The organism is Phycisphaerae bacterium, from assembly GCA_035384605.1.
GTDB lineage: Bacteria > Planctomycetota > Phycisphaerae > UBA1845 > PWPN01 > JAUCQB01.
The window spans coordinates 35,506-48,512 of sequence record DAOOIV010000030.1 but is presented as its reverse complement, the minus strand read 5'-3'; the positions used below and the strand labels follow the sequence as shown (position 1 = coordinate 48,512).

At 62.5% G+C, this 13,007-nt stretch carries 3 protein-coding genes; all 3 read left to right on the top strand.

Annotation, left to right across the window (positions count from 1 at the left end; all coding sequences use genetic code 11):
- On the top strand, positions 1-821 hold an 821-nt coding region (locus PLL20_09120; GenBank protein ID HPD30142.1), incomplete at its 5' end, for a hypothetical protein.
- A 9-nt stretch (positions 822-830) separates the two neighbouring features.
- Positions 831-1,946: a hypothetical protein gene (locus PLL20_09115; GenBank protein HPD30141.1), complete on the top strand. Its 1,116-nt coding sequence runs from the start codon at positions 831-833 to the stop codon at positions 1,944-1,946.
- A gap of 176 nt (positions 1,947-2,122) precedes the next feature.
- Positions 2,123-12,781 carry a secretin N-terminal domain-containing protein gene (locus PLL20_09110; protein ID HPD30140.1) on the top strand — a complete coding sequence of 3,553 codons (10,659 nt, stop codon included), beginning with the start codon at positions 2,123-2,125 and terminating at the stop codon, positions 12,779-12,781.
- The last annotated feature ends 226 nt before the right edge of the window (positions 12,782-13,007 follow it).

Genomic DNA, 13,007 nt, shown 5'->3' with positions numbered 1-13,007 from the left:
TCCAGGCCTACCGGGCAAGCGACGCGGGCGCGAGAATCGACCGCATTATCCTGTCGGGTAGCGGCGGGGTCGACGAGCGCGTCAGGGCGGCGTTTGAGAATCGGTTCGGCAGCCCCACCAGGGTGTTCGACGCTCCGCCGGCGCTGAACTGGAAACGGATCGCCGACGTGTCGGCAGCTCCGTTCATCGCGGCGATCGGCCTGGCGTACAACCACCTGGCCGATGAAATGGGGCGGTTCGACTTCCTGCATCCCAAGGAACCCGAGGCCGAGCGAAAGGAACGAGCGAAGCGACGACCGCTGGTGGCTTTGACGGTTGCGCTGTTTCTCGCGGCGGGTGTGGTGTGGGCGGTTCAGACGCTCCGACTCCAGCAGAAGAAGATCGATGAAGTCGTTGCGGAGCGGCAGCAGATCGAACGACAGACCAAGGAATACGCCGATCTGCTGAAGAAGCACGAAGACCTTGCCGAGTGGATGCGGATGAATGTCGTCTGGATTGACAAACTCAAGCTTCTGGCCGAGCATTTCGTCTCCAACGAGAAGGGATACATCACCGAGCTGGAGATCAAGGATCCCGGCCAGATGATCATCTCGTTGGCGTCGAAGGATAACTCGGTGGGGACACAACTGGCGGAACAGATCCGCAAGATCACGACCAGCCGACCGGCCCCTGACGGAAAGGTTACGACGGTAAGTGAGTTCACGGCCGAGGTGGGCAGGGTAAAGCCCAACCCCAAGGATCCGGAATACCCGTTCATCGACACCGTGACGGTGCGGGTGAAATCGCTCACGACCCCGGCAAAAGGTCGGAGATCCGGATGAGATAATCGTATGGAGCCTCGCGAGAAGCTGCTTGTTGGAATTGTTGTGGCCATTGCGGTCGTTGGAGCCGCCTTTGGCGCCCGGCGTCTGTACGTTGATCGGGCGAACAAGTTGGAGGTAAGCCTCAAGTACGAGCAGAGGAAGCTGAGCCAGGCGAAGAAGAAGCTTGAAGATGCGAAGGCCAAAGAGTTGGAGTGGAAGGCAATCGGCCGACAGACGCTTTCGACCGACGAAATGGTGGCCAAGGGGCGGTTTCGCGGGGAGTTGACGCGGGTGGCGACCGAGTCGGGCTTTTTTGTCCCGCCGACACAGGTTGACTTGATCAGTACCGTGCCTCACCCGGGCCACAGCGGGCTGTTGCTCGTAGTCTATCAGGTCAAGGCGGAGGGGACGATCGACCAGATCGTCGGTTTTCTGCATCGTTTGTACCGCGAGCCATACCTGGTGCGCTGCAAAAGGATCTTGCTTAAGCCGCTAATGGAGAAATCCTCCTCGCCGAACGCGGTGCCGAAACCCACAGGGCGGTTGAGCCTGACGATGTCGGTAGAGACGCCGATTCTTCCGAGCGACAAGCGGGTACCTCAGATCGATACGGCGGAACTGGCTCCGGACAAGCGGGTGCCGGTGGGTCGCACCCTGTTGGCGAGCGCGGACGACTATCGTGGCATTAAGAGAGAGTTGTTTGAGCGTTACGTTTACCAACCACCCCCGCCTCCGCCGCCACCGCCTCCCCCGACCCAACCAGTAAGGGACCCCCCCGCCCTCCCGCCTCCGCCGCCACCCCCTCCGGCCGATGCCGAGCTGGTCCTGGCCCGGATACTGAGTTCGCCCCGGAGCCAACAGGTGGTATTGCAGGATCCGAGAAACCCCAATGCGGAGGACAAGCGGGTGGAGGTCGGCGATTCGCTTTATGGGGGGGTTCTGATCTTCATTCACCGTGATGGCGCGGTTTCGGAGAAGCAAGACAAGGATGGCACGAAACGGACGTTCCACCTGATAGGCCAGCCCCTCAAGCAGGGTCAGGTTCTAAGTCAGACGGAGCACCCGGCGGTGTATGACGCCTTGGCGAAACTTGAAGAGAGGTTGGCGGGTATAAACAAACCGGAGAAGGCAGCCAGTCCTTAAGGGCGGGTGCTTCATTTCTCCGGGGTGCCAGACAGGGTCCGAGTCGGCATTGTCCAACAGGCCGGGTCGGTTGGTCACACCAAGGCGCGATTCGGGTCATAAATGTCTGTTTCGCAGTGCTTTAGACGCTTTCGTCGTTCGCTGGAAGCGAGCGAACCTCCAGGAGGTTTCGGATCATGACAACGAAAACCTATGCCAAGCGGATCGGCAGTCGGCTGGCGCTTGTGCCGATTTGGGCGGTCTGGTTCTTGGTGAGCGGCTTGGCTGTCGGTCAGGATGGCAACGGTACTGAGGAGGCCGGTCCAGCCTTGCCCGCTGCGACCACGCGCCCAGCGCCGCCGATCAGGCGCTACCCCAACATGAACGAAGCGCTGAGGGCCCGAGCGGCCGCAAGTCGGCCTGCCGGTCCCCACGTTCATGAGCCGGGGACGATCAGCCCGTCGGACCCGGACAATGACGGATTGCCGACGCCGTTGGATCTCAAGATCCACTCCGAAGCTGATCAGCTCGAAGTGTTGGACGACGCTCAACTCGAGGCCCTGAAGGCTGCTGCAAAGGCATCGACTTCTCGGCCCAGCGGTCTTCCCAATCAGCCGGCGATGCCTCCGCGAGTACCTTTGCGCAAGCCACCGGCACCCGGCGAGCCGGCCTCGACCACTGGTAGCGTGCCGCCGGCGGAACCTACGGTAACCACGGAGGAGCCCCAGCCGACACTCGAACCGACAGCCGCGGAGCCCGAAGGCCAGGATGTGCCGGCGGACGAACCGATCATTCATGAGGAGCTACCTGCGCCGGCCGAGGAGCCTGTGCCACCTGCGACTCCGTCGCCCGGAACCGACGCGCATCCTGCCGTGCCCCCGAGGCCAGTGACCGGGGCGCCGACCACCGGTCCGGCTCACACTCCGGCACCGCCGACTGGCCGAAGACCGGGTGCCGGGCCTGGGGGCAGACCGGGTAGTCCGTCGCCGCCCCAGCCCGTGCCTCCGACACACCAACCGGCGGTCACCGATGCGAACGCTGGTATGAACGTTCCGAAACTGGACCCCAAGACGTACTGGAAGCTGCCGTACTACGAGCGCCCGTACTTCTTCAACTGGAGCAACACCCCTCTGGAAAAGTGCTGCCAGGATTTCGTCGAAATGAGCGGCTTGAGCATGGTGGGGCTGCTCAGCGAGGGCGTGAACGACGCAGACCGCAAGAAGCCCATCACTTTCCAGAGCCTGGAGCTTCAGACTTTCGATCAGGCCCTGACCCGGTTCAATCTCATCACCCAGGAAGTCGGAATGGGCTACTGGACGATGGTGCGGGACGGCTACCTCGAGTTCCGTCAGCTCAGCGAGTGGTACCGGCGCATGCCAGCCGAGCGGTTGTACGATTCGCAAGAGGCGTACGAGAAAGCCAATCTTCCGGAGTGGGAGATGGCCTCGATGATGTACACGCCCAAGCACCAGCCGGCGGTGCGTCTGGCCCAGTGGGTCAACGACAGCGTGCCGGACAACTGTGCTCGTGCCACGTTGTTTCCCGACAGCAGTTGGATCGAGATTCGCGGCTGCGTCTACCACATCAATCGCGCCCTGGAGATTCTTGCCAAGCGGGACGTGGAGATCAAAGATGGACGCGAGTGGCGGGTCTACCCGCTCAAACACCGCACTCCTGCCGAGGCATCGAGTCAGTTGCAGGGAATGCTGCTGCCTGAGGGTCTGATGGGCGGAGCAACCGGTGCCGTGCCTGCCAACCCTGTGCCCACGCCTGCGCCCCCCACCGGGCCGCCGGGCAGACCCGGTCGCGGAGGGCCGGTACGCTCTCCCGCCGGACCGACGGAAATCGGGACCTCCACCAGCGATGACATCGAGATTCAGGAGCCGCTCAGCGGCAGCAGTCTGCTGGTGCTGGCATCACCGGTCAAGCACAAGCGCATCGAGGAGCTGCTGACGAAGTACATCGACGTCGAAGGCAGCGACCCGCGGAAGAAAGAGATCATCGAACTTAAACACGTCGACCCGAGCGAGATGATCGACCTCATCACCCCGTTCCTGGGCGAGCCGAAGATGGTGCAGCAGCCGGCGCCGCCGCCCAAGCCGGGTCAGCCGCCGACTCCGCCGCCACCACCGCAGATCATGAAAGTCAACACCTCGGCGACGCTGACGCCGCGTCCTCCGCGCAGCATTCTGGTTGAAGCCAACGACAAGGAGATGAGAGAGATCAAAGAGTTGATCGCTCTGCTCGATGTACCTCGCGAGGAGTCCAAATACCAGGTGGTCAAGCTCGAGCACGCCGATGCCTCGTCGGTTGCGATGGTGTTGACGAGCATCATTACCGGGCGGCAGACGTCGCAGCCGAGATATCCGCGCCCAGGAGGCATGCCGGTCAGCAGTGTTGGCGGGGCGGAGGGATTCAAGGCGATTCCCGACAACACGACAGACCGCACGCTGGTGCTGAGCGGGAGCCAGCAGGATATTTCTGATGCGAAGGATCTGATCAAGCTGCTCGACGTCGACCCGACCGCGGGGGCGGCCGAGCACATCGTTCAGCTCAAGAACGCCGAGCCGGGTTCGGTGGTGCAGATTCTGACCACGCGATTCGGCGGGAGCAGTTCGGGCGGCGGGTACCGACGCGGCCCGTACGGCTACGGCGGGTACGGCGGCGGAGGCGGTCAGTCCCTGCCGCAGTTCATTCCCGACGACGCGTCCAAGATGCTCGTGGTCATCTGCCACGACGACATGTGGCCGGACATCAACAGACTGATCAACGAGCTGGACGAGAAGAGCGAGACCCTCAAGACCACGCGGTCCTACCAGATCAAGTATGCCAATGCCGAGTCGGTTTCGATGTTGCTGAGCCAGGCCTTGGCCGGCGGAAGCAGCTATGGCAGTTACCGGCGGTATCCATATGGTGGCGGCGGCGGGGGCGGAGGAGACCGTCAGCCCAGCTTCCTGGTCAACCCGAGCACCAACCTGCTGCTGGTGACCGCGACCGAGGAAGACCATGTCAAGGTGGCGGAGCTGATCGAGAAGCTCGACCAGCCCAGCCCGGCCGATCAGGCCGAGTTCCGGCCGATCGAACTGGAACAGGCCGACGCCGAGTACGTCGCCGAGAAGATCGAGGAAGTGCTCGGCGGCGAGGGCGGGTCATCCCGGCGTCGAAGCTCCAGAAGCTATGACTACTACGGTTTTGGCGGCAGCAGCGAAGGTGCGCCCAAGGTGCCAGTGCGGGTCATTGCCGAGACGATCGGCAATCGCGTGCTGGTCTCGGCCTCCGATGAGGACTTCAAGAAGGCCGAGGCCCTGGCCAGGGAGATCGATGCTCAGTACATCAAGCAGGAGATCATCCGCAAGACCTTCATTCTCGAGAATATCGACGCCTGGGAGGCCCAACAGATCATCAGTTCGATGTTCGATGCCCAATCGTCCGGGGGGGGCCGCAGCAGCCGTTTCGGCGGTGGTTACGGCGGCTACGGCGGCTATTCCAGCAGCGGTCTGGGTTCCTCCTCATCGCCCGGCAGTGTGAAGATCGCCCCGATGGGCAATGGCCTGGTTGTGCAGGCCCCCAAGGACAAGATGGCCGAGATCGAGAAGTTCATCGCGGAGATCGATAAGAACCCGACGGCCGGCAACGAAGTCAAGATGTACAAGGTCAAGAGCACCGGCTACGAAGGATCGGCCGGGGTCGCTCGCACCCTTTGTACGCTGCTCGATATACCTGATACGAGCAGCCGCTGGGGCCCCGCGTCCAACACCAAATCGCCGATCAAGATCATGGGCGAGTACGGGAGCAACGTGTTGCTCGTGTCGGCGCCCAAGGAGAAGATGCCGGAGATCGACAAGCAGGTTCAGGCGTACATCGACGCCCAGGGCGGCGACACCACCATGATCCTCAAGCACTTCGAGGTGACTAAGGCCCGCCCGCAGGAAGTCGCCGATATCATCCAGCCGATCCTGGATACCAAGTATCGCGAGATGCAGGAATCGAGCGGCGGTCGCAGAGGGTACTATGGTAGCTGGTACAGCGTCAGCAGCGGCGGGCCGCAGATCACGGTCAACAAGATCACCCGCAAGCTGATGGTGATGGCCCCTGCCGAGTTGATGCCCACGGTCGAGGGATTGATCCGGGAGTTTGATCAGGCCAGCCAGCCTTCGGTGACGCGGACGGTGGTACTTAAGACCGCCAAGGCCGAGGAAATCGCCCCCATTGTGCAGGAGCATATGAAGGCATCGGCGGGCCCAAGTCCCGGCCGGAGCCGTTTCCGCTCCTGGGAAGGAGGCTTCGGCGACTACAGCCCGTGGGGCGGCTTCAGGAGATCGAGTACCAGCTCGGAAGGCGGCGAGGAGCTGGTGGTCACGGCCTTTGAAGCGGGCAACTCGATCATCCTGCGCGGCATGGAGGAGAAGGTCTACGAGGCCGAGCAGTTCATCAAGATGCTCGACGCCGGCGCCCAACCGGACGGCCCGATGATCAAGGTCTTTCAACTCGAGTTTGCCGACCCGTACGAGGTCGCGGATTACATCGACGAGGTGACCGGCGGCGGAGATTCGACGAGTCTTACCAGTACCACGCCCAGAAGGGTTTCGAGCAGCAGTTCGGCGATCAGCGTCAAGACCGACTACGCCACGAAACGGCTGATCGTGGCTGCGCCGCCGGAAAGATTTCCGCTCATCGAGCAGGTTATCGAGATCCAGGAACGGCTGGCCCGAGAAGCGGCCGCCAGGCCGGTTCTCGAGGGCGATGCAACGACGGTGGTAGGCGCCGGCGGCACCATCAAGAAGTTTTACACAGTTGAAGGTCCGGCCAAGGAGATCGCCAAGCGGCTGGATGAGATCATGTATGGGATGTACGGCTACAAGGGTCCGTGGGTCAAGTACTTCCCCTACACAAACCAGGTGATGATCGACGGCGATCCCAAGTACTTCAAGTCGGCCGAGGAATGGCTGGCGAAGCTGGAAAAGAACCCACCGCCGGTCGCGCTGAAAGTGCTGGTTCGCCGCAGCACGGTGGCTCCGAGCAAGGTGTTGCCGCATCTGGAGCGAATCGTAACGACAAGCCTTCGCGAAGGCGCCGGAATCCGCAAACTGGAGGCCGGCGGAATCGGTCGCGACCCCATGAGTATGCTCGAGGAGATCTACTACGATACGCCGATCGAAGAGCCGAAGCCGACCACTCGGCCGGCGGAGGAACAATCGTCCTCGGCGCGGTCCGGTATTGACGTGGTATCGCAGTTCGTGCCAACAGGCGTCCTGGCTCGGATCGAACGCGATCTGGCGGCGATCCCGCTGGCCCAGATCTCGGTGATCAGCAGGAACGCGGCGACCAAGCCTGCCGTGGCGCCGGCGACGACGCGCCCCGCCGCGGCACCCAAGGTTGGAACGCACCCTTCGCAGGTCACGCCGCAGCCACCTGTCCCGCCGGCGGGCAATCCGCAGGTTAAGGAGGCGAAGACCGCGGTGCCGAAAGGCGCGCCCGGCCCGCGCGGCACGAGTGAGGCTGCTCCCGTCAATCGAGTATCGGGCCAACAAGCCGGGCTCGGCGATTCGGCGAAAGCCGCTTCGCGGGATGAGATGACCGCCGAGGAGAGACAGACCGCCGAGCTGTTTCAGGCTGCCGCCGAATACCGAATGAGCAACAAGCCGCAGATTCTCTACGATGAGGTCCAGGGGACTTTCATTATCTTCGGCTCGGAGGACGAGGTTGAGGAGATCGACGAGATCCTCGACATGATCATCAAGGAAATAGGCGAAATCGAAGAGGGTGCCAAGGGCGATATTCGCGTGTTCCGCGTCAAGCACGTTGACGTGCAGGTCGCGGCCTCGATGCTTGAGGCCATGTTCAACGAGCCGGCCAAGGCTCAGCCGGCGCCCAGGGCGCCGAGGGCCCAGGAACGCAAGCCCCAGGCGAAGCCCGGAGGGGCCAAGTCGGGCGAGCAGGAAGAGGAAGAATCCGCCGCTCAGCGCCGGCGCGAGGAGGAGGAGCAGGCCAAGGCCAAGGAAGCCGAGGAGGCTGCCAAGGCCGCAGCGGCCGGGAACATCAAGGTCGTGCCCGACCCGCGGACCAACACGCTGATCATCCGGGCCGCACAGGAGACCTTCCCCAAAATCGCCGAGCTGCTGCTAAAGATCGACCGGCCGGGCTTGGACAAGGAGAAGAACATCAAGATCTTCCAGCTCAAGAAGCTGAACGCCGCCGAGGTGGAAGAGGTCCTGAAGGAAATCCTGAAGATTGAAACACCGCAGCAGCGGCGCACCTTCCGGCCGCGATTGCCCGGCCGCGGAGGAGCCGGCGTCGACGTCGACATGATCGAGGCCCTGGAGCAGCAAATGCTGGAGTTCCAGCAGAGCATGATCGAGTCGAGCGCCCCCGTCGCCGAGGGCGAGGGTAAGGAAGGCAAAACAAAGATCAACCCGGCCAAGGAGATCAGTATCGCCTCCAACGCGACCACCAACACGATCATCGTCACCGCTCCCGAGGAGGGCATGAAGCTGGTCGAGACGCTGATCAACAGACTCGAAGAACAGGATATTCCGATCGCTATTGAGACCGTCGAGCTTCAGCATGCCGAAGCCGAGAAGGTGGCCACCCAGCTCCAGGGGGTCTTCGAGACCGCGCAGCGGCGCGGCGGCGGCCCGAGAGGCGCGATGGAGGGCTACACCCCTTCCCGGATGGGCGAGTTCAAGGTCGCGGCTGACTCGCGGACCAACCGGCTGGTGATCCGGGCCCTACAGACCGACATGGAGCGGATTCTTAAGATCGTCGAGGAGCTGGACAGCACGCCCTCGAACCCCGTGGAGATCTACCCTGTCGAGAAGGCCAGCGCCGAGGACATGGCCAAGACGCTGAGCGAGATCTACGGCACTCCGGGCGGGGTCGGCGGCGCCCAGATGGTGCGCATCACCGCCGATCGCAGCACCAACTCGATTCTTGTTCGGGCCCCCAAAGCTCAGCAGATGCTCATCGCCGCCAAGATCAAGGACCTGGAGCAGCAGAGCGTCATTCAGGGCGAAGTGCGGCAGATCCAGCTCAAGGTGGCGACACCGTCGTCGGTGGCGTCGCAGTTGACACAGATCTTCTCGCCCAAGGGTGCCGCCCGCGGTACGCGGCAACAGATCAATATTGTCGGCGAGGATGCCAGCAAGATGCTCTTCGTGACCTGCCCGCCGGACATGTTCGAGGAGGTCAAGAAGATCGCCGAGCAGATGGATCAGATCACCGAGCAGCAGGTCAAGGTGACGCGTCTCACCCACGCCGCCGCATCAGAGATTCTGCCCAAGCTGAACGAAATGGCCGCCAGGCTCATCGCCCAGACCGGATTGAAGGGTACGGGCGACGCGGTTTTCGCGGCGACGGCGGACGAACGAACGAACTCGTTGATCCTTGCAGGTACGCCCAAGGCCTTGATGGTCGTGGACGCCGTGATCAAGGAGTTGGATGTCACAGGTTCGGACACCACGCAACCGACGACGAAGATGTTCCCGCTGAATCGAGGCAACGCGGCATCCGTGGCCGCGACCATCAATCAGTTGTACGGTTCCAAGCGGTGGCAGGCGGGTGTCGAAGCCCCCAAAGCAGCGCCCGACCCGATCGCAAACGTGGTTTTTGTTACCGGCACGACGGCGCAGCTTCAATTGATCGACGACCAGATCATCAAGCCCTTGGAAGGGTACTCCCCGGCCAGACCGGTCGAGGTGGCGGTCAACGAGTATGAGGTCACCGTCAATTACGCGGATGTCGAGGAACTGGCCGCCCGGCTCACCACGATGTTCAACCAGGGCATTCAAGCCCGCAAGTCGGCCGGCGACACCAGCCTGACGGCGCTGGACACGGCCATGTCGATCGTGCCCGAGCCGTCGACCCGCAAGCTGTTCATCAGTTGCTCGGCGGAGAGCAAGAAGAAGATCGACAACTGGCTCAAGGGTCTGGACGTCGAAGCGGCGTCCTTCGAAGGGCAGCAGACCAAAGTACTTCCGGTTCGCGTTGCCGACCTCACCTATGTGTCGAACGCCCTCAATGCCGCCTTTAAGAAATCAGGGAAGGTGCCTGCTAGCGAGCAGGTGACCATCCTTCCCGAATACGGAACGAACACCATAGTTGTCAAAGCGCTCAAGAAAGACATCGACAAGATCGAGCAACTGCTCCACGAAATCGACAAAGAGGACCGCGAGCGAATGGTTGCGCCGGAGGCGATACCGGTGAAGCACATATTGCCCACCCAGTTGGCGAATCGCTTGACGGCCATGATCAGGTCTTCATACGCCGCTGACAGGCGAACCAACCAGTATCCGGTCAGCGTCGAGCCAAACGACACGGCCGGCACGTTGCTGGTGACGGCAAAGAATCAGCAGGCGATGGATTCGATCAAGGAGCTGATCGCCAAACTCGACAGCCAGCCCGCCGAGGACTTGCGGCTGACCAAACCGTACGTGCTGAAATTTGCCGACCTCGGGTCCACCCAGATGATGATCACCAAGCGGTTCGGCAAGCAGGACCAACTCCCGGTTCGCGACCAGGTGGTCGTCGACGTTGACTATTCCACCGGTGCCCTGGTGGTGACCGCGTCCGAGGAAAACCACGCCAAGGTCCGCGAAATTGTCGAGGACCTGGATAACGCCATTGTCGATGACCCCAAGATGCCGGAGACCATCAAGGTCAAGAACGTCCGGGCCTCGCTGCTGGCCAAGACGCTGACCGACATGATCACGCAGACCATGAAACCGAACAAGCTGACCCGCCAGTATCCGGTCACGGTCCAGGCCAACGATACCGCCAACACGCTGGTGATGACCGCGAACAAGGCCGATATGGAGCGGTTCAAGAAGATCATTCAAGAACTGGACGTGGCTCCCGACACGGAGGACACGAGGGTCATCAAGCCGTACATGCTCAAGTTTTCCGATCCGAGCGTGGTGACCAAGGCGATCACCGACCAGTTCGCCGGACAGGAGCAGCGGCCGTTGCAGGAGCAGGTCACTGCCGGCCCAGACTACGCAACCAATTCCGTCTTTGTCACCGCGTCCGAGGAGAACCATAAGAAGGTCCAGGCGATCATTGATGCGCTGGATCAATCGGACGCCGCCGGCCGCAAGACCTACACCTTGGACCTCAAGAACGCTGATCCGGAAGACGTCGCTCAGACGCTGACGACGGTGTACAACTCGGGTCCCCGCACCCGGACCGGTCGAACGCCGGCGGTATTCACTCCGGTTCCCGGGGCTCGCAAGCTGTTGGTGACCTGTACGCCGGGCGAACTCGAGCAGGCCCAGGCCATGATCGAGCAGCTCGACATCAGTCCGCAGGAGGGCGGCCAGAAGCGGGCCATGCGGGTGGTTCAGGTCAAGAAGCTGCCGGCTCGCGAGATGATGACCATGCTCACCGAGTACCTGCGTAAGCCGGGCAAGAGCGGCGGCCGCGACCCGTCGCTGCAGGATGACATCAAAATCACCGCCAGCGACGCCGCCGACGCGGTTGTGCTGACCGGCCCCGAGGAGCGCCTCGAGGAGCTCCAGCAGCTCATCGAGAAGGTGGACAGCGCCGTCGTCGACCCGAGCGATCCGAATGCCGGCGGGCGTCAGTATGCGGTCATCCCGCTGACCAACGCCGATCCCAGCTCGGTTGCCACGGTGATTTCGCAGACCTACCCGGCTCGCGGCAACGTGCCCGATTCGGAGCGGGTTAACGCCGTGGCTGAGCGGGCCACCAACTCGGTGGTAATCAGCGCATCCGCCGAGAAGCTGCAGATCATCCGCAAGATGATCGACGAACTCGACCAGCAGTCGACCAACGTGCCGCAGCAGGAGATCATTCGCCTCAAGAATGCCCGCGCCGAGGATATTCTCGAGGTGCTTCGCCAGACGTACCAGATGGGACGTCGCGGCATGTCGAGCTCGGGACCGCCGATCACTTTTGCCGCCGACTCCAACGCGAACGCGCTGGTCGTCTCGGCCGGTAAGGCCGACATGGAAGGAATCAAGACCATGGTCGCCGAGCTGGACAAGCCGGTTACCGACGAGGTCGACCAGTTGCGGATCATCCCGCTGCAGTTCGTCGACGCCCAGGAGACGCTTGAAATCCTGAACGAGTATCTCCGCAAGCCGGGTGCAACCGCCGGACGTCGCGGATCGACGTCCGAGTTGATCGGTGACATCCGGCTTCAGGCCTCGGCGACCCTCAACGCCCTGATCGCCAGCGGTTCGCAGGATGAACTGGACCGCGTGGAGAAGATCGCCCTGGACATGGACAAGCAGGTCGAAGGGGCCGGGGCGCCCAAGATCATCCCCGTGAAGAACGCCGCGGCCGCGACACTGGCGGGGACGCTCAGGGAGCTGTTCGCCAACCCGACACAAAGCCGCAGCGGGAGGCGAACCACCCAGAATGACGTTCCGGTGATCATGTCCGATGACTCCACGAATTCACTGATCGTGCGGGCTCGCACCGTGGATCTCAACCTGATTGAGGACATGGTGCGGGAGTTGGACAAGCAGACTGAAGGTCCGTCAGGACTTGAGGTTATACCTGTCAGCCGGGGCGTGGACGTGGTCTCCCTGGCCAGGCAGATTCAGGACGTCATCAACGCCGGCGAGCGAGCCAAGGCCAGCTCCCAAAGCACCTACAAGCCGCGGCAGGTGGCCATCGCCGGAGAAGAACGGTCCTCGACCCTGATCGTCTCCGGTGCGCCGGAACTGTTCGAAACGGTAAGGAAGCTGGCCACCGAGCTGGAGCAGAAGCGACCGGCCACGGGTGGCCGGCGGGCGTTGGTCGTGCCGGTCAAGACCAAATCGGCCCAGGATATTCAGAAGGTGCTTGAGGCCTACATTGAGCAGCAAAACGGCCGGACGCAACAGAGGAGATGAGTCGGCTTGCTTGGCCTGGAATTCGCTCGGCCCGGAATCCTTTCCGGGCCGGTCCTGCGAAGCGCTGGCCGCGAAGCAGGGCCGCCTCGCTTGGCGGAATCCATTCCGCATTGGGCGAGAATGAGGATGGAATCCTCGGCACGGAAGGCCCCAGAAAGGATTCTGGGGCCAGCGAGAATGAGGATGGAATCCTCGGCACGGAAGGCCCCAGAAAGGATTCTGGGGC